The organism is Streptococcus oralis, assembly GCF_003943385.1.
Taxonomy (GTDB): Bacteria; Bacillota; Bacilli; order Lactobacillales; family Streptococcaceae; genus Streptococcus; species Streptococcus oralis_CA.
The window spans coordinates 41,733-64,579 of the sequence record NZ_RJPI01000003.1 but is presented as its reverse complement, the minus strand read 5'-3'; the positions used below and the strand labels follow the sequence as shown (position 1 = coordinate 64,579).

The following is a 22,847-nucleotide window of genomic DNA, read 5'->3' as shown; positions in this document are numbered from 1 at the left end:
AGGCTATGTTAGATGTAGAAGCGATTCGCAAGGATTTTCCAATTTTAGACCAGATTGTCAACGATGAACCTCTGGTCTATCTGGACAATGCTGCGACGACACAGAAACCACTAGCAGTTCTGGAAACAATCAACCGCTACTATGAGCAGGACAATGCCAATGTTCACCGTGGTGTTCATACCTTGGCTGAGCGAGCAACAGCTTCTTATGAAGCTGCTCGTGAAACCATTCGTAAGTTTATCAATGCAGGCTCTACAAAGGAAGTTCTCTTTACCAGAGGAACGACAATCAGCCTTAACTGGGTGGCACGCTTCGCTGAGGAAATCCTGACTGAGGGAGACCAGGTCTTGATTTCTGTCATGGAACACCATTCCAATATCATTCCTTGGCAGGAGGCCTGCCGCAAGACTGGAGCAGAGCTTGTCTATGTTTATCTCAAGGACGGAGCTCTGGATATGGATGACTTGCGAGCTAAATTGACTGATAAAGTCAAGTTTGTCTCTCTAGCTCACGCCTCAAATGTTCTTGGTGTGGTCAATCCTATCAAAGAAATCACTCAATTAGCCCACCATGTTGGAGCTATCATGGTGGTGGATGGTGCTCAATCTACACCTCATATGAAGATTGATGTACAGGACTTGGATGTGGACTTCTTTGCCTTTTCGGGTCACAAGATGGCTGGTCCGACTGGTATCGGTGTGCTTTATGGCAAAGAAAAGTATCTTGAGCAAATGTCACCAGTTGAATTTGGTGGTGAGATGATTGATTTCGTCTATGAGCAATCTGCTAGTTGGAAGGAATTGCCTTGGAAATTTGAGGCTGGGACACCCAATATGGCAGGAGCTATTGGACTTGCAGCTGCAGTGGATTATCTAGAAAAGATTGGTATGGATGCCATTGAAGCTCATGAACAAGAACTGATTGCATACGTCTTTCCAAAATTGCAGGCCATTGAAGGTTTGACTATTTATGGTTCGCAGGATTTGGCTCAACGTTCAGGTGTTATTGCCTTTAACCTAGGTGATCTTCATCCCCATGACCTAGCTACAGCACTGGATTATGAAGGAGTGGCTGTTCGCGCTGGTCATCATTGCGCCCAACCTTTGCTCCAATATTTGGAAGTCCCAGCAACAGCTCGTGCAAGTTTTTATATCTACAATACTAAGGCGGATTGTGACAAACTAGTCGATGCTTTACAAAAGACAAAGGAGTTTTTCAATGGCACTTTCTAAACTAGATAGCCTTTATATGGCAGTGGTGGCAGACCATTCGAAAAATCCACATCACCAAGGGAAGCTGGAAGATGCTGAGCAAATCAGCCTCAATAATCCAACCTGTGGGGATGTCATCAACCTCTCTGTCAAGTTTGACACAGAGGACCGTTTGGAAGATATTGCTTTTCTAAATTCAGGATGCACGATTTCAACTGCTTCTGCTAGTATGATGACAGATGCCGTTTTAGGGAAGACCAAGCAAGAAATTCTAGAACTTGCCACCATCTTTTCTGAAATGGTTCAAGGGCAAAAAGATGATCGTCAAGACCAACTCGGGGATGGCGCCTTCTTGTCAGGTGTTGCCAAATTCCCTCAACGAATCAAGTGTGCAACTCTAGCTTGGAATGCACTTAAGAAAACAATTGAAAATCAAGAAAATAAATAAGAAACATAGAAATATATAATGAAAGAAAGGATATTATGGCTGAAGAAAGAGTAGAACCAAAACCAATTGACCTTGGTGAATATAAATTTGGTTTCCATGATGATGTAGAGCCTGTCCTATCGACAGGAAAAGGACTCAACGAAGGTGTTATTCGTGAATTATCTGCTGCCAAGGGTGAGCCAGAGTGGATGTTGGAATTCCGTTTGAAGTCTTATGAAACCTTCAAGAAAATGCCTATGCAAACTTGGGGAGCGGACTTGTCAGAGATTGACTTTGATGACTTGATCTACTACCAAAAACCATCTGATAAACCAGCCCGTTCTTGGGATGATGTACCTGAAAAGATCAAAGAAACCTTTGAACGTATCGGAATTCCAGAAGCTGAGCGTGCCTATCTAGCAGGAGCCTCTGCTCAGTACGAGTCAGAAGTGGTATACCACAACATGAAGGAAGAGTTTGAGAAGTTAGGAATTATCTTTACAGATACAGATTCTGCCCTCAAGGAATACCCAGACTTGTTTAAACAATACTTTGCGAAGTTGGTGCCACCAACAGATAACAAGTTGGCAGCCCTTAACTCAGCAGTATGGTCGGGTGGAACTTTTATCTACGTACCAAAAGGGGTCAAAGTGGATATTCCACTTCAAACTTATTTCCGTATCAACAATGAAAATACTGGTCAGTTTGAACGTACCTTAATTATCGTTGATGAAGGAGCAAGTGTCCACTACGTAGAAGGATGTACAGCACCAACTTATTCAAGTAACAGCTTGCACGCAGCCATTGTAGAAATCTTTGCCTTGGACGGAGCTTATATGCGTTATACGACTATTCAAAACTGGTCTGATAACGTCTATAACCTAGTAACAAAACGTGCCAAAGCTTTGAAAGATGCGACAGTTGAGTGGATTGATGGTAACTTGGGTGCCAAAACAACCATGAAATATCCATCTGTTTATCTAGATGGAGAAGGGGCGCGTGGTACCATGCTTTCGATTGCCTTTGCCAATGCAGGGCAACACCAAGATACGGGTGCTAAGATGATCCACAACGCTCCACATACCAGCTCGTCTATCGTGTCTAAGTCTATCGCTAAAGGCGGAGGAAAGGTGGACTACCGTGGACAAGTAACCTTTAACAAAAACTCTAAGAAATCTGTTTCTCATATCGAGTGTGATACCATTATAATGGATGACTTATCATCGTCAGATACTATTCCATTTAATGAAATTCACAACTCGCAAGTTGCTTTGGAACACGAAGCCAAGGTATCTAAGATTTCAGAGGAACAACTCTACTACCTCATGAGTCGTGGTTTGTCAGAATCTGAAGCAACCGAAATGATTGTCATGGGATTTGTCGAACCCTTCACAAAAGAACTTCCAATGGAATACGCAGTTGAGCTGAACCGCTTGATTAGCTATGAAATGGAAGGGTCTGTTGGGTAAGAATATGCAAAATCTGAACAGGAATCCTTTCTGTTCAGAATTTTTTTCAAAAAAGAACCTAATAAATATTCACAAAAATGCTTTTATATGGTAAAATAAAACAATTACATTTAGTGGAGATGGAGTATGAATATTTTTAGAACCAAGGATGTTAGTCTGAGACAGACAGAGATGCGTCGCCATTTGAAATTGTGGGATTTGATTCTATTGGGAATCGGTGCCATGGTGGGGACAGGGATTTTCACCATTACAGGAACAGCAGCGGCTACCCTAGCTGGTCCATCACTAGTGATTTCCATCGTGATTTCTGCCCTGTGTGTTTCTCTATCAGCCCTCTTTTTTGCAGAATTTGCTTCTCGTGTGCCTGCTACTGGTGGCGCTTATAGTTATCTCTATGCGATTTTAGGAGAATTGCCAGCCTGGATTGCTGGCTGGTTGACCATCATGGAATTCATGACGGCTGTTTCAGGTGTGGCGTCTGGCTGGGCAGCTTACTTTAAGGGATTGCTCAGTAATTATGGTATCTCCATGCCTCAAGCCTTGAATGGAACTTTTAACCCTGAACAGGGAACTTATATCGATTTTCTGCCTATTTTAGTACTGATCTTGGTAACGGGATTGGTTTTGTTAAATTCCAAGGCAGCCTTACGCTTTAATTCGCTTCTAGTGATCTTGAAATTCTCAGCTCTTGCCTTATTTATTCTAGTTGGTATTTGGTACATCAAGCCAGAAAATTGGACGAATTTTGCTCCTTTTGGTTTTGGTCAACTATATGGTGGAAGTACTGGGATTATGGCGGGCGCATCTTTGATGTTTTTTGGTTTTCTCGGTTTTGAGTCGATTTCCATGGCAGTTGATGAAATTCAAAGTCCGCAAAAAAATATTCCTCGCGGAATTGTGCTTTCTCTGACAATTGTCACCATTCTCTATGCCTTGGTAACAATAGTATTGACTGGGATTGTTCACTATAGCCAACTCAATGTGGATGATGCAGTGGCCTTTTCATTGCGTAGTATCGGAATTGGCTGGGCAGCCAACTATGTTTCACTGGTAGCCATTCTAACCCTGATAACCGTATGTATTTCCATGACCTACGCTCTGTCTCGAATGATTTACAGCTTAGCACGTGATGGTCTATTACCTCGAAGTTTTAAACAGCTAAGTAAAATTAGCCGGGTTCCAAAGAATGCGACCATCTTAACAGGAGTTGCTTCAGCCATTGCAGCAGGAGTCTTTCCGCTAGCCAGTATCGCTGCTTTTTTAAATATCTGTACACTAGCCTATCTAATTCTACTTGCCTACGGTATTATCAAGCTCAGAAAGGATAAGGGCATGCCAAAAGAAGGAGAATTCAAAACTCCTTTAGTGCCGCTTTTGCCAATCCTTTCCATTCTTATCTGTCTTTCCTTTATGCTTCAGTATACCAAGGAAACATGGATTGCCTTTGGACTTGCTTTGTTGGTTGGACTAGTGATTTACTTTACTTATGGCTATCGTCACTCTACACTTTCTGAAGAAGAATAAAAGCTGGGAATTCCCAGCTTTTTTAATCTTTTACATAAGTAAATCCTTCCCCCAGAATTTCATGAGCCTCTGTGATGGTGATAAAGGCTTGAGGATCGACTTGGTGAATCACATCCTTCATTTTAACGATTTCATTTCGACCGACGATACAGTAGATAATTTTTAAATCCTTTTTGCTGTAGTAACCTTGACCAGATATAAAGGTTACGCCGCGTCCGAGTTCATCGTTAATTTTTTCGGCTAACCGATCTGGAAATTGAGTTATAATCATAAATCCTTTACCAGCATAACCTCCTTCACCGATCAGGTCGATAACACGAGCGATGATAAAGTCAAATAAGAGGGTATAAGTCACTAGGCGCAAATCTTGGAAGATAATCAAAATCAACATTAGAATAATGAAATCAAGCGAGAAAAGCAATTTTCCAATTGAAATATTGGTGTATTTGTTGAGGATGCGAGCAACAATATCTGATCCACCTGTTGTACCACCAGCATTAAAGATAATTCCTAAACCAACTCCCAGTAAAACACCAGAAACTAAAGATACAATAATGAGATCACCTTGCAAGTCAAATTGTAAAGGAATTCGTTCAAAGACAGCAAGCCAGATCGAGAGAGAAATGGTTCCCAAAAGGCTGGAGTAGAGAGTTTTGGGACCAAATATCTTCCAAGCGAGGATAAAGAGAGGGATGTTAATCAAGAGATTCATCACTGAGACAGGAATTTTAAAGAGATAGAAGGTAATCAATGTGATACCAGTTGCTCCGCCTTCAAACAAATGATGAGGAACTACAAAATAGGTAAGACCAAAGGCATAAATAGCTGCCCCAAGTATGATAGTGACAATAGGCTGAACTTTTCGGATCATGATTCTCCCTCGCTTTTCTATAGATAGATTATACCAAAATTCCAAGCTTTTTCATTGGATTCATTATGATTTTTTAACAATTTTTTGATATAATAAAGGTGATAAATCCCTATCTTATTGAGAAGAATAGAAAGATTGAAGATATGACACAAGTAAAAATTGTAACGGATTCCTCTGTTACTATTGAACCAGAAGTGGTTAAAGAATTAAATATCACCGTTGTTCCTTTATCTGTGATGATTGATGGTATCCTTTATTCTGATGCAGATTTGAAAGAGGGAGAATTCCTTCATCTTATGCAGCAAAGTAAAAACCTACCCAAAACCAGTCAGCCTCCAGTGGGAGTATTTGCTGAAGTTTTTGAAGAGCTAGGTAAAGATGGTAGCCAGATTCTCGCTATTCACATGTCCCATGCACTATCTGGTACTGTTGAAGCTGCTCGCCAAGGAGCAAGCCTCTCTAGCGCTGATGTGACCGTTATTGATAGTTCTTTTACAGACCAGGCGATGAAGTTTCAAGTTGTTGAAGCTGCAAAACTTGCCCAAGAAGGAAAAGATTTGGAAACTATCCTAGCTCATGTAGAAGACGTCAAGAATCATACGGAACTCTATATCGGCGTTTCAACATTAGAAAACCTAGTTAAGGGTGGACGTATCGGACGTGTGACAGGATTACTAAGTTCACTTTTGAACATTCGTGTAGTAATGCAGATGAAAAACCACGAACTGCAACCTATTGTAAAGGGGCGCGGTGCTAAGACATTTAAAAAATGGCTTGACGAGTTGGCCGAGACCCTTTCTCATAAATCGGTTGCAGAGATTGGAATTTCCTACGCTGGTACCAATGAATGGGCCAATGAGATGAAGAATGTTTTACAAACTTATGTTGAAAAACCGATCTCAGTACTGGAAACAGGCTCTATCATTCAGACACATACAGGCGAAAATGCATGGGCTATCTTAGTTCGATATCATTCCTAAAAAAATAGAGAAAAATCGTTAGAAATAGCGTTTTTGACTTGACCTGTGGGCAATTTTAGGATATGATTATATTTGTTAATTAGAAATTATTTGGAGGAATTATTAACATGGCAAACAAACAAGATTTGATCGCTAAAGTAGCAGAAGCTACAGAATTGACTAAGAAAGATTCAGCAGCAGCAGTTGACGCTGTATTTGCAGCAGTAACTGAATACCTTGCAGCTGGTGAAAAAGTTCAATTGATCGGTTTTGGTAACTTTGAAGTTCGTGAGCGTGCTGCACGTAAAGGTCGCAACCCACAAACTGGTAAAGAAATCAAAATCGCAGCTTCTAAAGTTCCAGCATTCAAAGCTGGTAAAGCTCTTAAAGACGCTGTTAAATAATGAATTTTCAAAAAGCCTATTGTATCAAGCTTTCTAGCTTGGTCAGTAGGCTTTTTGTTTTGGAAAATATGATTTTATCGTTCTGTGCAAAAAGAAAAAGGCTCCCATGAAATGAGAACCTTCTTTTAATTAGTTTTTAGAAACTGCTTGGAATTCAGGATTTTTCCATGCTTCATCAATGATAGCTTGCAATTCTTTAGCAGATGCTTGCATTTTTTGAGTTTCCGCGTCGTTCAATGGGATGTTTACTGGACGAACGATACCGTGTGCACCAACAACAGCTGGTTGACCGATAAAGACGTTTTCAACTCCGTATTGACCTTCTTGGAAGACTGAAAGTGGAAGTACTGCATTTTCGTCATCAAGGATTGCTTTTGTGATACGAGCAAGCGCTACGGCGATACCATAGTATGTAGCTCCTTTTTTGTTGATGATTGTGTAAGCAGCATCACGAACACCTTCGAACAATTCAATCAATTCAGCTTCTTGAACGTTTTGAGTGTCTTTAAGGAATTCTTCAAGGTTTACACCAGCGATGTTGGCGTGTGACCAAACGGCAAATTCAGAATCTCCGTGTTCACCCATGATGTAGGCGTGAACTGAACGAGCATCAACATCCAATTTTTCAGCAAGTGCTTGACGGAAACGTGCTGAGTCAAGTGAAGTACCTGAACCGATAACGCGTTCTTTAGGGAATCCAGAGAATTTCCAAGTTGAGTAAGTCAAAACGTCAACTGGGTTAGCCGCAACAAGGAAGATACCATCAAAACCTGATTCAACAACTTGTGTTACGATTGATTTGTTGATAGCCAAGTTTTTACCTACAAGGTCAAGGCGAGTTTCACCTGGTTTTTGAGGAGCACCTGCAGTGATAACAACAAGGTCAGCGTCTGCACAGTCAGAGTATTGAGCAGCGTAGATTTTTTTAGGTGAAGTGAAGGCAAGGGCGTGGCTAAGGTCAAGCGCATCACCAACAGCTTTTTCGTGTAATTGTGGAATTTCGATAATTCCAAGCTCTTGTGCAATTCCTTGGTTAACAAGTGCGAAAGCGTAAGATGAACCCACGGCACCGTCACCAACAAGGATCACTTTTTTGTGTTGTTTAGTTGAAGTCATTATCTAAACATCTCCTTCATTTTTTTTAGGGGAATCCCCAGACACTTTCATTCTATCACTTTTAAAAAGCTTTGTCACGAATATTCTATTCGGTTATTGATGTAAACGTTTTAGTAGTTTCAGAAGCCTGAAATAAAGGACATTTTATGGTATAATATATCTAATTACTAATAGTGAAATGAGGCATTTATTAATGCAGGATAAAAATTTAGTGAATGTCAATCTGACAAAGGAGATGAAGACCAGCTTTATCGATTATGCCATGAGTGTTATCGTAGCGCGTGCTCTTCCTGATGTTCGAGATGGCTTGAAGCCTGTTCACCGCCGTATTCTTTACGGAATGAACGAATTAGGTGTTACTCCAGACAAACCTCATAAAAAATCAGCCCGTATTACAGGGGATGTTATGGGTAAATACCACCCACACGGAGATTCCTCTATTTATGAAGCCATGGTTCGTATGGCTCAATGGTGGAGCTACCGTTACATGCTTGTGGATGGGCATGGAAACTTTGGTTCTATGGATGGAGACGGTGCTGCCGCGCAGCGTTACACTGAGGCACGTATGAGCAAGATTGCTCTGGAAATGCTTCGTGATATCAATAAAAACACAGTTGATTTCGTAGACAACTACGATGCCAACGAACGTGAACCCTTGGTCTTGCCAGCTCGTTTTCCAAACCTTTTGGTCAATGGGGCGACTGGTATCGCTGTTGGGATGGCTACCAACATTCCTCCTCACAACCTGGGTGAAACCATTGATGCTGTGAAGCTCGTCATGGACAATCCAGATGTGACGACTAAGGACTTGATGGAAGTCTTGCCTGGTCCAGATTTTCCAACTGGTGCTCTTGTCATGGGGAAATCAGGTATTCATAAGGCTTACGAAACTGGTAAAGGATCGATTGTTCTTCGTTCTCGTACAGAGATTGAAACCACTAAGACGGGTCGTGAGCGTATCGTTGTAACGGAATTCCCTTATATGGTTAATAAAACCAAGGTCCATGAGCATATTGTTCGCTTGGTTCAGGAAAAACGCCTTGAGGGCATTACAGCCGTACGTGATGAGTCCAACCGTGAAGGGGTTCGCTTTGTGATAGAGGTTAAACGCGACGCGTCTGCCAACGTTATCCTTAACAACCTCTTCAAGATGACCCAAATGCAAACCAACTTTGGTTTCAACATGCTGGCGATTCAGAACGGTGTACCGAAGATCTTGTCCCTTCGTCAAATTTTGGATGCTTACATCGAGCACCAAAAAGAAGTGGTTGTTCGCCGTACCCGTTTTGACAAGGAAAAGGCAGAGGCGCGTGCACACATTTTAGAAGGTCTTTTAATTGCACTAGACCATATCGACGAAGTGATTCGTATCATTCGTGCCAGTGAAACAGATGCGGAAGCGCAAGCTGAGTTGATGAGCAAGTTCAAGCTTTCTGAACGCCAAAGTCAGGCTATCCTTGATATGCGTCTCCGTCGTTTGACAGGATTGGAACGCGATAAGATTCAGTCTGAATATGATGAATTGATTGCCTTGATTGCAGATTTGGCTGATATTCTTGCTAAATCTGAGCGTGTAGCTCAAATCATCAAAGAGGAATTGGACGAGGTCAAACGCAAGTTTGGTGACAAGCGTCGTACGGAGTTGATGGTCGGAGAGGTCTTAACTCTTGAAGATGAAGATTTGATTGAAGAGTCGGATGTCTTGATTACTCTATCTAACAAGGGCTATATCAAACGTTTGGACCAAGGTGAATTTACTGCTCAAAAACGAGGTGGACGTGGCGTTCAAGGTACTGGAGTTAAGGATGATGACTTTGTGCGTGAATTGGTTTCAACCAGCACACATGATCATTTGCTCTTCTTTACCAATAAAGGACGAGTATACCGACTAAAAGGTTATGAAATCCCTGAATATGGTCGTACAGCCAAAGGATTGCCAGTTGTCAATCTTTTGAAGTTGGATGAAGGGGAAAGCATTCAGACCATCATCAACGTTGAGTCTGAACGTAGTGATGATGCTTATCTCTTCTTCACAACTCGTCACGGTATCGTGAAGAGAACCAGCGTCAAAGAATTTGCCAATATTCGTCAAAATGGACTTAAAGCCTTGAATCTCAAGGATGAGGACGAATTGATTAATGTTCTATTGACAGAAGAAGACACAGATATCATTATTGGTACCAAGTTTGGTTATTCTGTTCGCTTCAATCAATCAGCTGTTCGTGGCATGAGTCGTATCGCCACGGGTGTCCGAGGAGTTAATCTTCGTGAGGGTGACACAGTAGTTGGAGCCAGTGTTATTACCGACCAAGACGAAGTTCTTATCATCACTGAAAAAGGATATGGAAAACGTACCCTTGCTACTGAATACCCAACTAAAGGACGTGGTGGTAAAGGGATGAAAACAGCCAATGTTGCTGAGAAAAATGGTCCTCTTGCAGGTCTCCTCACTGTTAAAGGAGATGAAGACCTGATGATTATCACAGATACAGGTGTCATGATCCGTATAAATGTTGCCAATATTTCACAAACAGGACGCTCAACTATGGGAGTTAAGGTGATGCGTCTAGACCAGGATGCTAAGATTGTGACCTTCACAACGGTTGCCGCAGCAGAAAAAGAAGAAGTTGGGACTGAAATTGAAACAGAGAGTGAAGTATAATGTCTGAAAAAGATAGTAAAAAGAAAAAAAAGAAACGCAGTAACCTGCTGACCAATATCCTAGCAGTCTTTCTCATCCTCTTGTCCTTGGTCTTGATTTTTAATGCTCAAATTCGTGACATCTTTATGGTTTGGAATACCAATAAATACCAAGTCAGTCAGGTGACTAAGGAAAAGATTGAGGAAAATAAAGAGATAGAAGGAAATTTCGATTTTGATTCTGTCAAATCCATTTCATCGGAAGCGGTGTTAGCTGCCCAGTGGGATGCTCAGCAACTTCCAGTTATCGGAGGGATTGCCATTCCTGAAGTAGAGATTAATCTGCCTATTTTTAAAGGTTTGGATAATGTAAACTTGTTCTACGGAGCAGGAACCATGAAACCAGACCAAAAAATGGGGGAGAGCAACTATTCTCTAGCGAGTCACCATATCTTTACTGCTGAAAATGCCAGTCAAATGCTCTTCTCACCTTTAGTTAACGCTAAAGCGGGTATGAAAATTTACCTGACCGATAAGGATAAGGTTTATACTTATGAGATTACGGAAGTTAAACACGTTACTCCGGACCGAGTAGATGAAATCGAAGATCGTGATGGCGTAAAGGAGATTACTTTGGTTACCTGTGTGGACTATAATGCGACAGAGCGGATTATTGTTAAAGGTGATTTTAAAGAAGTTAAAGCTTATTCTGAAACATCTGATGATATCCTAAGCGCCTTTAATCAGCCGTATAAACAACGTTATTAACCTCAAAAACCAGTGAATTGTATTTTTCACTGGTTTTTGTCAAATAGAACCGTCGGTCAAAGGAGAATAATGCATGTTCGAATATCTTTGGATTGGAATGAAAACGTTGTGGAAAAATCCTGTCTTTAGTTTTACCATTTATTTATTGGCAGCTATTCTTTTACTAATCCTTTGGCATCGTTTTATAATTGTCCGTCGTAGTGGTGGAAACTTTTTCTCCCCATTTCATATCGCCAAAGGAAGGTTTTATATCCATAATGCCTATGTGTTTTCAAAGCGAATCATCCCTCTGAATGACATCAGAAGGATTGATGTCAAATGTGTTCAAAGTATCAAATTGAATGGGGCAAGGTATCATGTGTGTATTGAACAGAAAGACAGAAAGCCCCTATCGTTTTTCTGTGGCAAATCAAAACAGAATGGTCTCCTTGTGAAGAATCTAAAGAATGAAACTAAAAACTACCATATTAGAATTGTAATAGATGGATAAGTGTTTAGTTTAAGAAAGGAATGATCATGGATAAGCTACAAGAAGTCAGAGAAAATGAACAGTTAAGGGCCTTACTGATGACTGAATGTGATATTTATTTTTATGACAAGATAAGTGAAGTCCAGTTTTCCGGGAACAATGAGGAGTACTCTCTTGCCTGTAAGGCTTTTGCTCAAGACGGTAGTGGGGGAGAATATGTTTTTCTTGAAGATAACAGCATAGGCTTTATCGGAAGTGAGGGCCAAGTGAGGAGAGTAGCAGAAAGTCTGGATGACTTACTAACATTCCTACTTCACGCAGGTTGTATTTCGGATTTTAGTTGTCGGTATCTTTATCAGAACACAGGCTTATTGAAAGCATTTTGTAGGGGCTATGTGTCTAAAATACGAGAAAGCTATCAGGCTAAGCAGGAAGATTGGGATCAGATACGAGGAAATATGGCTCAAAAACTATTACTTGATTTCAATCCCCAAAAACTAGAAGAAGTAGCCATGGCATTTTATCAAGCGGCGACAAGGGAGCCTGTCTTTTCCTGTAAGTATATAGACGGTGAAGAAGAGTATACCTGCGATTCAGTCTTGTCGGACATTGTAGGCTTGTGGACGACAGAACTTGTAGGCATGAGTAGAGAAGAAATTGAAAACTATAAAATTTGATAATGTATGATGCTTGCAAGATAATCATTCAACTTTAATGATATCTTTTCAATGTGAAAGGAAACTGGTCAGTAGGTTGAAAGATTTATCGTAATAAACCGAAGGATGTCTAGTATAAGAGAGGATAGATAATGAATCAGTTAAGAGAAAAGTCTTTAGTTACGCTCAAAGAAGACATAACAAGTAGTTTTCCATTTGACAAGGATCTTCCTATGATATTCTTGGGAGAAATTGCCAATATGACTGAACACGGAATCTTCATAGGAAAATCGGGGAAATCTTATTTTGGATATCATATTTCACATTTTAGAGAACTAAGTGAAGATGAGATATAGGACTTTCGCAGTAGGAAAAATAGATGAGGAGTTGACAATGAATAATCAGATTGACTTGGTACTTCCAAACCTATACGCAGAATTCTTGAGTAAAATCGACAAAGCAGGAGAGTTGATAATAGAGAATACAGGCATCACCTTATACTCAAGACTAGATTTGCTAGAAAGAAACTCCACCTACCAAATAGAAGAGTGGGAACCTGATTTTTTCCTGATTGGGCAAGATGGGGATGTCGCTTTTTTTATAAAGAAAGATTCTGACGACACTATTTATATGAATGATTTGGGGGCATTAGGTTCACTGGAAATGAAACCCATATCTTTGAATATTTTCGAGTTTGTGCAACAAGCAAGTGAACATTATGATGATATCTTCTAATCATTGCAAGTGTTGTTATTTTATCGTACGCGTGTGTGGAAGACATTTTTATGAAATCATTTGAACATTTTGATTAATGTTAATAAATTTTTAGTAAATGATAATGATTTGGAGAGTGAACAATGAATTTTGATGAGAGTTTACAGCAATACACTTATGAGCATGAGGGAGTGACCTTTGTTTGGGACGAAGAGCCTGATTGTGACTTTATAGATAAAGTTGAACTGTTATCAAAAAATTATCAGGAAAATCTCAATAGAATTATCAACTTTATGCTAGCTGATCTTAAGGAAATGTATGGAGCAGTCAGCGAGGAAGATGTGAAGAACAAGCTGGGGAAACCTATCATTGACTACAATCAAGGAACAGTTAGTTATTGTGAGCAAACCTTCGATGACTGGCACCTATTTGAGTTTGAATTTTTGGATGATCAATTTGAAACATTGGAATGTTTTTCTGTTAATGGGTAAAGGAGAGATTTATGGAATTCCCCAATGCCTTGATTTTCTTTGTAGAAAACGTATACAAGAAAGGCTTTTCAAAATGCGTGCTTTATGTTATAATATTCACAAATAAAAGTTTTAGGAGTTTTTTATGGTCTCTTCAGAATTTATTTCAAAGATTGAATTTGCTTGTAAGAAGAAAGAAAGTCTTTATAGTCAAAGTAAATTCAAATATGCGATTCGTTCTATGTTTGCAGGTGCCTTTCTAACATTTAGTACGGCTGCGGGTGCAGTTGGAGCTGACTTGATTAATAAAATAGCGCCAGGTAGCGGACGTTTCCTCTTCCCATTTGTTTTTGCTTGGGGATTGGCCTACATTGTTTTCTTGAATGCTGAGTTGGTAACTTCAAACATGATGTTCTTAACTGCGGGTAGTTTTTTGAAGAAAATTTCTTGGAGAAAAACGGCTGAGATTTTACTTTACTGTACCTTATTCAACATTATCGGAGCTTTGATAGCAGGTTGGAGCTTTGCCCACTCAGCAGCCTATGCAAATCTGACTCATGATAGTTTTATCTCTGGAGTTGTAGAGATGAAGTTAGGCCGTTCCAATGAGCTAGTCTTGCTTGAAGGTATTTTAGCCAATATTTTTGTAAATATTGCCATTCTTTCATTTGTTTTGGTGAAAGACGGTGGCGCCAAACTTTGGCTTGTCTTATCAGCGATTTACATGTTTGTATTCTTAACAAACGAACACATTGCTGCGAACTTTGCTTCTTTTGCGATTGTTAAGTTCAGTGTTGCTGCAGATTCTATTGCTAACTTTGACATTCCTAATATTCTTCGTCACTGGGGTGTAACCTTTGTCGGGAACTTTATCGGAGGAGGTCTCTTGATGGGCTTACCATACGCCTTCCTCAATAAAAACGAAGATACTTATGTAGATTAAAGAAATGAGCACGAATCAATCGTGCTTTTTTGTTTGAGATGTAAGACTAGTCATAGTTGTTCCTTATATCAAAATATAGAAAAACTGTATTGGAAAAGACTGGTACAAGATGATACAATATCCGTAATGAAGCTATTTGGAGGTCGTAAAATGACTCGTGAATTTAAATTTGAAACCCTACAATTACATGCTGGGCAAGTAGTTGATCCAGCGACTAAATCTCGTGCAGTACCGATTTATCAAACAACATCCTTCGTTTTTGATGACACGCAGGAAGGTGCAGATCTGTTTGCCTTGAGAAAACCAGGGAACATTTATACTCGTATTACCAACCCTACAACAGCGGCATTTGAAGAAAGAATAGCTGCTCTTGAAGGTGGTGTTGGAGCCCTAGCGACAGCATCAGGTATGGCAGCAGTGACTTATACGATTTTGGCGCTTGCTCACGCAGGTGACCATGTGGTGGCTGCGTCAACTATTTACGGTGGGACCTTCAACCTCTTGAAGGAAACCCTTCCTCGTTATGGGATTACAACCACATTTGTAGATGTGGATAACTTGGAGGAAGTGGAAGCAGCAATCGGTGACAATACCAAACTTGTCTTGATTGAAACCTTAGGGAATCCCTTGATTAACATTCCTGACTTGGAAAAATTGGCTGATATTGCGCATAAACATCAGATTCCTCTCGTTTCGGACAACACCTTTGCCACACCATATTTGATTAACGTCTTCTCTCACGGTGTAGATATTGCCATTCACTCAGCAACTAAGTTTATCGGTGGGCATGGTACGACTATTGGTGGAGTGATTGTCGATAGTGGTCGTTTTGACTGGGAGGCTTCAGGGAAGTTCCCTCAATTTGTTGAGGAAGACCCAAGCTACCATAACTTGAGCTATACTCGTGATGTGGGTGCGGCAGCCTTTATTATCGCTGTTCGTGTTCAATTGCTTCGTGATACAGGCGCAGCCTTGTCGCCATTTAATGCCTTTCTCTTGCTCCAAGGACTTGAAACTCTTTCACTTCGTGTGGAACGTCACGTGCAAAATGCAGAGAAAATTGTTGATTTCCTTGTAAATCATCCTAAGGTAGAGAAGGTAAATTATCCAAAACTAGCTGACAGTCCATATCATGCCTTGGCTGAGAAATATTTGCCAAAAGGTGTGGGTTCAATCTTTACCTTCCATGTTAAAGGCGGAGAGGCAGAAGCTCGCAAGGTGATTGATAATCTGGAAATCTTCTCTGACCTTGCAAACGTTGCAGATGCCAAGTCCCTCGTGGTCCATCCAGCCACAACAACTCATGGACAGTTATCTGAAAAGGACCTAGAATCTGCAGGTATCACACCAAACCAAATCCGCTTGTCTATTGGTCTTGAAAATGTAGATGATTTGATTGAAGACTTGCGCTTAGCCTTGGAAAAAGTATAAAGTAAGACAGATAAACAGTGGGTTTCGACTCACTGTTTTTGATTTTCCTTTAAGCATGTTATAATGGTTACAGAAGTCTAGAAAGAGGAAAGATATGAACGAAATCAAATGCCCAAACTGTGGGGAAGTCTTTACAGTAAATGAGAGTCAGTATGCCGAACTCTTGTCCCAAGTGAGAACGGCAGAGTTTGATAAGGAATTACACGATCGCATGAAGCAGGAGCTTGCCCTAGCTGAGCAAAAGGCTATGAATGAGCAACAGTCTAAACTTGCTCAAAAAGACCAAGAAATTGCTCAATTACAGAGTCAAATCCAAAACTTTGATACAGAGAAAGAGCTAGCTAAAAAAGAGGTTGAACAGACAAGTCATGAGGCTTTATTGGCTAAAGACAAGGAAGTACAGGTCTTGGAAAACCAACTGGCTACCTTGCGTTTGGAGCATGAAAATCAACTGCAAAAGACCCTTTCTGACCTAGAAAAAGAACGAGATCAAGTTAAAAATCAGCTCCTCTTGCAAGAAAAGGAAAATGAGTTGTCTTTGGCTTCTGTTAAGCAGAATTACGAAGCCCAGCTCAAGGCTGCTAGTGAACAAGTTGAATTTTACAAGAATTTCAAAGCCCAACAATCTACAAAAGCTATCGGGGAGAGTCTGGAACAGTATGCAGAAAGTGAGTTTAACAAGGTTCGTAGTTTTGCCTTTCCAAATGCCTACTTTGAGAAGGATAACAAGGTTTCTGCGCGTGGGTCTAAGGGGGATTTTATCTTCCGTGAATGTGATGAAAATGGAGTGGAAATTATTTCCATCATGTTTGAAATGAAAAACGAAGCGGATGGGACGGAGAAGAAGCATAAGAATTCCGATTTTTACAAAGAATTAGACAAGGACCGTTATGAAAAGAACTGTGAATATGCCGTGTTGGTGACCATGCTTGAGGCAGATAACGACTACTTTAACACAGGGATTGTTGACGTCAGTCATGAGTATGAAAAGATGTATGTTGTCCGTCCTCAGTTCTTTATTCAGTTGATTGGGCTCTTGCGTAATGCGGCGCTTAATTCTCTCAAATACAAGCAAGAGTTGGCCTTGGTTCGCGAACAAAATATTGACATTACGCATTTTGAAGAAGACTTGGATGCCTTCAAAGTAGCTTTTGCCAAAAACTACAACTCAGCTTCGACCAACTTTGGCAAAGCCATCGATGAAATTGATAAAGCAATTAAGCGTATGGAAGAAGTCAAGAAATTCCTGACCACATCTGAAAACCAACTCCGCTTAGCTAACAATAAGCTGGAAGACATTTCAGTTAAAAAATTGACCCGCAAAAATCCAACTATGAAAGCGAAGTTTGAAGCGCTGAAGGGGGAGTAAGAAAGCAAAAATGAACGGTATTATTAACTTAAAAAAAGAAGCGGGGATGACCTCGCACGATGCGGTCTTTAAACTGCGTAAGATTTTAGGAACCAAGAAAATTGGTCATGGTGGGACGCTGGATCCGGATGTGGTGGGTGTTTTGCCGATTGCGGTTGGCAAGGCGACTCGCATGGTCGAGTTTATGCAGGATGAGGGTAAGGTTTATGAGGGAGAAATCACTCTGGGCTATTCAACGATAACCGAGGATGCTAGTGGGGAAGTGGTCGCAGAGACCCCTGTTTTGTCGCCCTTGGATGAAAAGCTTATCGATGAAACGATTGCGAGCTTTACTGGGCCTATTACCCAGATTCCTCCCATGTATTCGGCTGTCAAGGTCAATGGCCGCAAGCTATATGAGTATGCGCGTGCTGGTCAGGAAGTAGAGCGTCCAAAACGTGAGGTAACTATTTATAGCTTTGAGCGGACAAGTCCGATTTCTTATGAGGGCGAACTTGCACGATTCACTTTTCGTGTGAAATGCAGTAAGGGAACTTACATCCGTACCTTGTCTGTTGACTTGGGAGAGAAGCTTGGTTATGCGGCTCATATGTCTCACCTAACACGTACTAGTGCAGCCGGTTTGCAGTTAGAAGATGCCTTGACCTTGGAAGAAATTGCTGAAAAAGTGGAGGCTGATCAACTGGACTTTCTCCATCCTCTAGAAATTGGAACAGGGGACCTTGTTAAAGTTTTCCTAACTCAAGAACAGGCTACAGAAGTACGCTTTGGTCGTTTTATCGAGCTAGAACAGTTGGATAAGGAATTGGCTGCCTTTGAGGGAGAAAAATTGCTAGCCATTCTTGAAAAACGGGATGAACTTTACAAACCAAGGAAGGTTTTTATCTAGTCTAACTGAGATGTAGGGATTTGAATTGTTACCCATAATCTATCCAAAATCAGACTATAAATTTTGCTAGAAATGTGATAGAATAGACGACGGATAAAAGAACGGAGGATAGCATGCAAAATAGACCAATCATTATCGGAGTGACAGGTGGTTCTGGTGGAGGAAAAACAAGTGTTTCAAGAGCCATTTTATCGCACTTTCCTGATGAAAAGATTTCCATGATTGAGCATGATTCATACTACAAGGATCAGTCTCACTTGACCTTTGAAGAGCGTGTCAAAACCAACTACGACCATCCATTTGCCTTTGATACAGACTTGATGATCGAGCAGATTAAGGAATTGTTGGCAGGGCGCCCAGTGGATATCCCGACTTATGACTATACAGCGCATACACGGAGTAGCAAGACCTATCGTCAGGAGCCTCAGGATGTCTTTATCGTTGAGGGGATTCTGGTCTTGGAGGACAAGCGTCTGCGCGATTTGATGGATATCAAGATTTTTGTGGATACAGATGATGATGTACGCATTATTCGTCGGATTAAGCGTGATATGGAGGAGCGTGGCCGTAGTCTAGATAGCGTTATTGATCAGTATTTGGGTGTGGTCAAACCCATGTACCACCAGTTCATTGAGCCGACCAAGCGGTATGCGGATATCGTCATTCCTGAGGGAGTCAGCAATACAGTTGCTATCGACCTTTTGACCACTAAGATTGCAAAGATTTTGGAAGAAGCTCGTAACAGCAAATAATGAGATGAGGAGGCATGACCTCCTTTTTCTATTTTTCCTTTAGTTTCAGTAGGAAAAAGGTGATTTTTAAGCATGTTTTTGGTATAATAATACCCATGGAAAAGCAAGAAAATGAATAGTAGGTGGAGATGGAAAAATATTTATCGGTAACAACTTTGACCAAGTATCTGAAAATGAAATTCGATAAAGACCCTTACTTGGAACGGGTCTATTTAACTGGTCAAGTTTCCAACTTTCGTAAACGTCCTACTCACCAATATTTCTCCCTAAAAGATGACCGAGCAGTCATTCAAGCGACCATCTGGTCAGGGATTTATCAGAAATTAGGCTTCGACCTCGAAGAAGGAATGAAGATCAATGTGATTGGGCGAGTTCAGGTTTATGAACCCAGTGGGAGCTACTCCATCATCATTGAAAAAGCTGAACCTGATGGGGTTGGGGCGCTTGCGATTCAGTTTGAACAACTCAAGAAAAAATTGACGGAAGAAGGTCTGTTTCAAGAACGCTTCAAGCAACCTCTTCCCCAGTTTGCTAAGCGAATTGGTGTGGTGACCAGTCGTAGTGGAGCTGTTATTCGAGATATTATCACGACCGTCAGCAGACGTTTTCCTGGTGTCGATATTCTTCTCTATCCGACCAAGGTTCAAGGTGAAGGGGCTGCGGAGGAAATTGCTCGAAATATTGCGCGTGCCAATCAACGTGAGGACCTAGATGTTATTATCATTGGTCGTGGTGGGGGTTCCATCGAGGATCTCTGGGCTTTTAACGAAGAGATCGTGGTACGAGCTATTTTTGAATCTCGTTTGCCCATCATCTCTAGTGTTGGGCATGAGACAGATGTGACCTTGGCGGATTTTGTGGCAGATAGACGGGCTGCAACACCAACAGCTGCAGCTGAACTGGCAACACCTGTAACCAAGTTGGATCTATTAGCTCATTTGCAAAATCAGGAAAAACGGATGGCAACAGCAGTTCAGAATGTCCTGTCAAGGAAAAAAGAAGCTCTGAAAAAATGCAGTCAGTCTGTTATCTTTAGACAACCAGAGCGCTTGTATGACGGCTATTTGCAACGCTTGGATCAATTGCAACTGCGCTTAAAACAAAGTTTGCGAACACGAATTTCTGATAACAACCAATTATTCCAAGCAAGGACGCATCAACTAGTCCAATTATCGCCTGTTACCAAAATCCAGCGTTATCAAGATCGTCTAGGTCAGTTGGACAAGCTTCTACGTAGCCAAATGGCGTTGGTTTATGATGCCAAGGTTGCTGAAGTCAAGAGACTTTCAGAAGCCTTGTTGATGTTGGATACCAGTCGAATCGTGGCGCGTGGTTATGCTATTGTCAAAAAAGAAGAGTCCGTTGTAGATTCGGTTGAGATGTTGAAGGAAAAAGACCAAGTAACGCTTTTGATGCGAGATGGTCAAGTAGAATTAGAGGTTAAAGATGTCAAAACAAAAGAAATTTGAGGAAAATCTAGCAGAACTGGAGACCATTGTTCAAAGTTTAGAAAATGGTGAAATTGCTTTGGAAGATGCGATTGCGGCCTTTCAAAAGGGCATGGTCTTGTCAAAAGAGCTCCAAGCGACGCTAGACAAGGCTGAAAAGACCTTGGTCAAGGTTATGCAAGAAGACGGAACAGAAAGTGATTTTGAATGAAGAAGCAAGAAAAATTAGCTCTTGTTGAGTCGGCCTTGGAAGACTTTTATGGAGACCAGCAGTTTGCCTCTAGTTTACGAGAGTCTGTTCTCTATTCCATTCATGCTGGTGGCAAGCGTATTCGACCTTTTCTCTTGCTAGAAGTTTTGGAAGCCTTAAAAGTTGCCATCAAACCCGCTCATGCCCAGGTAGCTGCGGCCTTGGAAATGATTCATACAGGGAGCTTGATTCACGATGACCTTCCTGCTATGGATGATGACGATTATCGTCGAGGGCGCTTGACAAATCACAAGAAATTTGGTGAAGCAATGGCGATTTTAGCAGGAGACGCCTTGTTCCTAGATCCTTACGCCTTAATAGCGAAGGCAGATTTACCAAGTCAGATCAAGGTGGATTTGATTGCCAACTTATCCCTTGCTTCAGGAAGTCTGGGAATGGTTGCAGGGCAGGTTTTAGATATGGAAGGCGAACACCAGCACTTGTCCTTGGAAAAACTTCAGACCATTCATGCTAATAAGACTGGAAAATTGCTATCTTATCCCTTTCAAGCAGCTGCTATCATAGCTGAATTAGCACCTGAAATCCAAGCAAAACTGGAAACTGTGGGTGAATTGATTGGACTGGCCTTTCAAGTTCGAGATGATGTGCTGGATGTAACAGCTAGTTTTGAGGAAATCGGCAAGACACCACAAAAGGACTTGCAGGCAGAAAAGTCAACCTATCCAGCCTTGTTGGGCTTGGAAGAGGCCAAGGCCTTTTGTAACCAAACTCTGGATCAAGCTAATGAAAAATTGGAAGAAATCGCCCAGCAAGTCAGCTTTGAAACAGAGCCGATTGTAAGTGTAGTAGAAAGTTTGAGAATCAATGGCTAAGGAAAGAGTGGATGTACTAGCTTATAAACAGGGGTTGTTTGAAACACGTGAACAGGCCAAACGCGGTGTCATGGCTGGACTTGTCGTAGCAGTCCTTAATGGAGAACGCTTTGACAAACCAGGAGAAAAAATCCCAGATGACACCGAGCTAAAACTCAAGGGTGAAAAACTCAAGTATGTCAGCCGTGGTGGTTTGAAACTGGAAAAGGCCTTGCAAGTCTTTGATTTGTCAGTGGATGGGGAAACAACGATTGATATTGGGGCCTCTACTGGTGGTTTTACCGATGTCATGCTGCAGAATGGTGCCGAGCTTGTCTATGCGGTGGATGTTGGTACCAATCAGTTAGCTTGGAAATTGCGTCAAGATCCACGGGTTGTCAGCATGGAGCAGTTTAATTTTCGTTATGCTGAAAAGACTGATTTTGAGCAGGAACCGAGCTTTGCCAGTATTGATGTGAGTTTCATTTCCCTGAGTCTGATTTTGCCTGCCTTGCACCGTGTCTTGGCAGATCAAGGGCAGGTGGTAGCACTTGTCAAGCCCCAGTTTGAAGCAGGTCGTGAGCAAATCGGGAAGAATGGAATCATTCGCGATGCCAAGGTTCATCAACATGTCCTTGAATCTGTCACTGCCATGGCAGTTGATCAAGGTTTTTCAGTGCTTGGATTAGACTATTCACCAATCCAAGGTGGACATGGAAACATTGAATTTCTGGCATATTTGAAAAAGGAAGAGGGAGCAAGTAACCAAGTTGCCCCTGAAATAGAAAAAGTTGTAGAGAGAGCACATAGAGAATTTAAAGATGAATAAAAAAGAAAGACTTGAAAAAATTAGAAGATTTGTAACAGATTACCAAATCGGAACACAGGAAGAAATCGTTGAGCACTTAAAGAAAGCAGGTATCTCTGCCACTCAAGCGACGGTGTCACGAGATATTAAGGAACTGGGCATCGTAAAAATTCCCTTGAAGAACAACACTTATATCTATGAATTGCCAAAATCAATAGTGAAGAGTTTGCAGTTGGCTGAGAATAATATAGTAGGTTCTGAGCGCATGGGCAATATGATCAATCTTGATGTCATTCCTGGTAATACTGCATTTGTCAAAGGACAGCTAGTCGACGCCTTTTCTGATAAGATTTTCAACTGTCTGGCAGATGACAACTCGATTTTAATTATCTTGAGAAATGAAGAAGATGCCAAGGAAATGTTTGAACAAGTAAAAAATTGGTAGGT

25 protein-coding genes are annotated in these 22,847 nt (G+C 41.2%); 23 read left to right on the top strand and 2 right to left on the bottom strand.

Annotated elements, in window-relative coordinates:
- Nucleotides 1–5 precede the first annotated feature (5 nt).
- The 4 genes from D8803_RS03210 to D8803_RS03195 all read left to right on the top strand — a co-directional run bounded on the left by D8803_RS03210 (nt 6) and on the right by D8803_RS03195 (nt 4,631).
- Nucleotides 6–1,232: a cysteine desulfurase gene (locus D8803_RS03210; protein ID WP_061416989.1), complete on the top strand. Its 1,227-nt coding sequence runs from the start codon at nt 6–8 to the stop codon at nt 1,230–1,232.
- On the top strand, nt 1,219–1,659 hold the full coding sequence (gene sufU, locus D8803_RS03205; RefSeq protein WP_131200229.1) for a Fe-S cluster assembly sulfur transfer protein SufU: 441 nt from the start codon (nt 1,219–1,221) through the stop codon (nt 1,657–1,659). Before D8803_RS03210 ends, sufU begins: the two co-directional genes overlap by 14 nt.
- Nucleotides 1,660–1,694: 35 nt before the next feature.
- Nucleotides 1,695–3,107 (top strand): Fe-S cluster assembly protein SufB, encoded by a 1,413-nt coding sequence (sufB, locus tag D8803_RS03200; protein WP_131200228.1) that lies wholly within the window; start codon nt 1,695–1,697, stop codon nt 3,105–3,107.
- Between the two features lie 126 nt (nt 3,108–3,233).
- A complete protein-coding gene (locus tag D8803_RS03195; protein WP_131200227.1) occupies nt 3,234–4,631 on the top strand; it encodes an APC family permease in 1,398 nt (465 codons plus the stop codon).
- A 22-nt stretch (nt 4,632–4,653) separates the two neighbouring features.
- Here D8803_RS03195 and D8803_RS03190 read toward each other — a convergent pair whose 3' ends face one another.
- The gene (locus D8803_RS03190; protein ID WP_000619968.1) at nt 4,654–5,502 is read right to left on the bottom strand and encodes a YitT family protein; all 849 of its coding nucleotides are present in this window, start codon (nt 5,500–5,502) and stop codon (nt 4,654–4,656) included.
- Nucleotides 5,503–5,645: 143 nt separating this feature from the next.
- Here D8803_RS03190 and D8803_RS03185 point away from each other — a divergent pair, with 143 nt between their 5' ends.
- Entirely contained in the window at nt 5,646–6,482 is an 837-nt protein-coding gene (locus D8803_RS03185; RefSeq protein WP_131200226.1) for a DegV family protein, read from the top strand.
- A gap of 107 nt (nt 6,483–6,589) precedes the next feature.
- The gene (locus D8803_RS03180; RefSeq protein ID WP_001284636.1) at nt 6,590–6,865 is read left to right on the top strand and encodes an HU family DNA-binding protein; all 276 of its coding nucleotides are present in this window, start codon (nt 6,590–6,592) and stop codon (nt 6,863–6,865) included.
- A gap of 129 nt (nt 6,866–6,994) precedes the next feature.
- On the opposite strand, the gene D8803_RS03175 is transcribed toward D8803_RS03180, so the two are convergent.
- Nucleotides 6,995–7,981, bottom strand: a complete 987-nt coding sequence (locus tag D8803_RS03175; RefSeq protein WP_131200225.1) for an L-lactate dehydrogenase — start codon at nt 7,979–7,981, stop codon at nt 6,995–6,997.
- Between the two features lie 193 nt (nt 7,982–8,174).
- Between D8803_RS03175 and gyrA the strand changes: the two genes are divergently transcribed.
- From gyrA to D8803_RS03085, 17 genes are all read left to right on the top strand, one after another.
- Entirely contained in the window at nt 8,175–10,643 is a 2,469-nt protein-coding gene (gyrA, locus tag D8803_RS03170; protein WP_131200224.1) for a DNA gyrase subunit A, read from the top strand.
- Nucleotides 10,643–11,389, top strand: coding sequence for a class A sortase (locus D8803_RS03165; RefSeq protein WP_131200223.1), 747 nt, complete (start codon nt 10,643–10,645; stop codon nt 11,387–11,389). Before gyrA ends, D8803_RS03165 begins: the two co-directional genes overlap by 1 nt.
- 73 nt (nt 11,390–11,462) lie before the next feature.
- Nucleotides 11,463–11,879 carry a hypothetical protein gene (locus D8803_RS03160; protein ID WP_131200222.1) on the top strand — a complete coding sequence of 139 codons (417 nt, stop codon included), beginning with the start codon at nt 11,463–11,465 and terminating at the stop codon, nt 11,877–11,879.
- A gap of 26 nt (nt 11,880–11,905) precedes the next feature.
- Nucleotides 11,906–12,535 (top strand): hypothetical protein, encoded by a 630-nt coding sequence (locus D8803_RS03155; protein WP_131200221.1) that lies wholly within the window; start codon nt 11,906–11,908, stop codon nt 12,533–12,535.
- Nucleotides 12,536–12,666: 131 nt separating this feature from the next.
- Complete coding sequence (locus D8803_RS03150; RefSeq protein WP_131200220.1) at nt 12,667–12,870, top strand: hypothetical protein; 204 nt, start codon at nt 12,667–12,669, stop codon at nt 12,868–12,870.
- A gap of 37 nt (nt 12,871–12,907) precedes the next feature.
- Nucleotides 12,908–13,249, top strand: coding sequence for a hypothetical protein (locus D8803_RS03145; protein ID WP_131200219.1), 342 nt, complete (start codon nt 12,908–12,910; stop codon nt 13,247–13,249).
- A 122-nt stretch (nt 13,250–13,371) separates the two neighbouring features.
- A complete protein-coding gene (locus D8803_RS03140; RefSeq protein ID WP_131200218.1) occupies nt 13,372–13,719 on the top strand; it encodes a hypothetical protein in 348 nt (115 codons plus the stop codon).
- Nucleotides 13,720–13,843: 124 nt separating this feature from the next.
- Nucleotides 13,844–14,641: a formate/nitrite transporter family protein gene (locus D8803_RS03130; protein WP_131200216.1), complete on the top strand. Its 798-nt coding sequence runs from the start codon at nt 13,844–13,846 to the stop codon at nt 14,639–14,641.
- A 150-nt stretch (nt 14,642–14,791) separates the two neighbouring features.
- On the top strand, nt 14,792–16,072 hold the full coding sequence (locus D8803_RS03125; RefSeq protein ID WP_131200215.1) for an O-acetylhomoserine aminocarboxypropyltransferase/cysteine synthase family protein: 1,281 nt from the start codon (nt 14,792–14,794) through the stop codon (nt 16,070–16,072).
- 94 nt (nt 16,073–16,166) lie between these two features.
- Nucleotides 16,167–17,441 (top strand): DUF2130 domain-containing protein, encoded by a 1,275-nt coding sequence (locus tag D8803_RS03120; protein ID WP_131200214.1) that lies wholly within the window; start codon nt 16,167–16,169, stop codon nt 17,439–17,441.
- Between the two features lie 10 nt (nt 17,442–17,451).
- Complete coding sequence (truB, locus tag D8803_RS03115; protein WP_093585581.1) at nt 17,452–18,330, top strand: tRNA pseudouridine(55) synthase TruB; 879 nt, start codon at nt 17,452–17,454, stop codon at nt 18,328–18,330.
- Nucleotides 18,331–18,443: 113 nt separating this feature from the next.
- On the top strand, nt 18,444–19,082 hold the full coding sequence (gene udk / locus D8803_RS03110) for a uridine kinase (RefSeq protein ID WP_001181369.1): 639 nt from the start codon (nt 18,444–18,446) through the stop codon (nt 19,080–19,082).
- A gap of 128 nt (nt 19,083–19,210) precedes the next feature.
- Nucleotides 19,211–20,551 carry an exodeoxyribonuclease VII large subunit gene (gene xseA / locus D8803_RS03105; RefSeq protein WP_131200213.1) on the top strand — a complete coding sequence of 447 codons (1,341 nt, stop codon included), beginning with the start codon at nt 19,211–19,213 and terminating at the stop codon, nt 20,549–20,551.
- Nucleotides 20,529–20,741 (top strand): exodeoxyribonuclease VII small subunit, encoded by a 213-nt coding sequence (locus tag D8803_RS03100; protein ID WP_000043226.1) that lies wholly within the window; start codon nt 20,529–20,531, stop codon nt 20,739–20,741. The genes xseA and D8803_RS03100 overlap by 23 nt, the downstream gene beginning before the upstream one ends.
- Nucleotides 20,738–21,613 carry a polyprenyl synthetase family protein gene (locus D8803_RS03095; RefSeq protein ID WP_131200212.1) on the top strand — a complete coding sequence of 292 codons (876 nt, stop codon included), beginning with the start codon at nt 20,738–20,740 and terminating at the stop codon, nt 21,611–21,613. The genes D8803_RS03100 and D8803_RS03095 overlap by 4 nt, the downstream gene beginning before the upstream one ends.
- A complete protein-coding gene (locus D8803_RS03090; protein ID WP_131200211.1) occupies nt 21,606–22,421 on the top strand; it encodes a TlyA family RNA methyltransferase in 816 nt (271 codons plus the stop codon). Before D8803_RS03095 ends, D8803_RS03090 begins: the two co-directional genes overlap by 8 nt.
- Nucleotides 22,414–22,845, top strand: a complete 432-nt coding sequence (locus D8803_RS03085; protein WP_131200210.1) for an arginine repressor — start codon at nt 22,414–22,416, stop codon at nt 22,843–22,845. The genes D8803_RS03090 and D8803_RS03085 overlap by 8 nt, the downstream gene beginning before the upstream one ends.
- The last annotated feature ends 2 nt before the right edge of the window (nt 22,846–22,847 follow it).

Coding starts and splice junctions, on each gene's coding strand:
- D8803_RS03210 (WP_061416989.1), top strand. CDS start 6: ATGTTAGATGTAGAAGCGATTCGCAAGGATTTTCCAATTTTAGACCAG.
- sufU (WP_131200229.1), top strand. CDS start 1,219: ATGGCACTTTCTAAACTAGATAGCCTTTATATGGCAGTGGTGGCAGAC.
- sufB (WP_131200228.1), top strand. CDS start 1,695: ATGGCTGAAGAAAGAGTAGAACCAAAACCAATTGACCTTGGTGAATAT.
- D8803_RS03195 (WP_131200227.1), top strand. CDS start 3,234: ATGAATATTTTTAGAACCAAGGATGTTAGTCTGAGACAGACAGAGATG.
- D8803_RS03190 (WP_000619968.1), bottom strand. CDS start 5,502: ATGATCCGAAAAGTTCAGCCTATTGTCACTATCATACTTGGGGCAGCT.
- D8803_RS03185 (WP_131200226.1), top strand. CDS start 5,646: ATGACACAAGTAAAAATTGTAACGGATTCCTCTGTTACTATTGAACCA.
- D8803_RS03180 (WP_001284636.1), top strand. CDS start 6,590: ATGGCAAACAAACAAGATTTGATCGCTAAAGTAGCAGAAGCTACAGAA.
- D8803_RS03175 (WP_131200225.1), bottom strand. CDS start 7,981: ATGACTTCAACTAAACAACACAAAAAAGTGATCCTTGTTGGTGACGGT.
- gyrA (WP_131200224.1), top strand. CDS start 8,175: ATGCAGGATAAAAATTTAGTGAATGTCAATCTGACAAAGGAGATGAAG.
- D8803_RS03165 (WP_131200223.1), top strand. CDS start 10,643: ATGTCTGAAAAAGATAGTAAAAAGAAAAAAAAGAAACGCAGTAACCTG.
- D8803_RS03160 (WP_131200222.1), top strand. CDS start 11,463: ATGTTCGAATATCTTTGGATTGGAATGAAAACGTTGTGGAAAAATCCT.
- D8803_RS03155 (WP_131200221.1), top strand. CDS start 11,906: ATGGATAAGCTACAAGAAGTCAGAGAAAATGAACAGTTAAGGGCCTTA.
- D8803_RS03150 (WP_131200220.1), top strand. CDS start 12,667: ATGAATCAGTTAAGAGAAAAGTCTTTAGTTACGCTCAAAGAAGACATA.
- D8803_RS03145 (WP_131200219.1), top strand. CDS start 12,908: ATGAATAATCAGATTGACTTGGTACTTCCAAACCTATACGCAGAATTC.
- D8803_RS03140 (WP_131200218.1), top strand. CDS start 13,372: ATGAATTTTGATGAGAGTTTACAGCAATACACTTATGAGCATGAGGGA.
- D8803_RS03130 (WP_131200216.1), top strand. CDS start 13,844: ATGGTCTCTTCAGAATTTATTTCAAAGATTGAATTTGCTTGTAAGAAG.
- D8803_RS03125 (WP_131200215.1), top strand. CDS start 14,792: ATGACTCGTGAATTTAAATTTGAAACCCTACAATTACATGCTGGGCAA.
- D8803_RS03120 (WP_131200214.1), top strand. CDS start 16,167: ATGAACGAAATCAAATGCCCAAACTGTGGGGAAGTCTTTACAGTAAAT.
- truB (WP_093585581.1), top strand. CDS start 17,452: ATGAACGGTATTATTAACTTAAAAAAAGAAGCGGGGATGACCTCGCAC.
- udk (WP_001181369.1), top strand. CDS start 18,444: ATGCAAAATAGACCAATCATTATCGGAGTGACAGGTGGTTCTGGTGGA.
- xseA (WP_131200213.1), top strand. CDS start 19,211: ATGGAAAAATATTTATCGGTAACAACTTTGACCAAGTATCTGAAAATG.
- D8803_RS03100 (WP_000043226.1), top strand. CDS start 20,529: ATGTCAAAACAAAAGAAATTTGAGGAAAATCTAGCAGAACTGGAGACC.
- D8803_RS03095 (WP_131200212.1), top strand. CDS start 20,738: ATGAAGAAGCAAGAAAAATTAGCTCTTGTTGAGTCGGCCTTGGAAGAC.
- D8803_RS03090 (WP_131200211.1), top strand. CDS start 21,606: ATGGCTAAGGAAAGAGTGGATGTACTAGCTTATAAACAGGGGTTGTTT.
- D8803_RS03085 (WP_131200210.1), top strand. CDS start 22,414: ATGAATAAAAAAGAAAGACTTGAAAAAATTAGAAGATTTGTAACAGAT.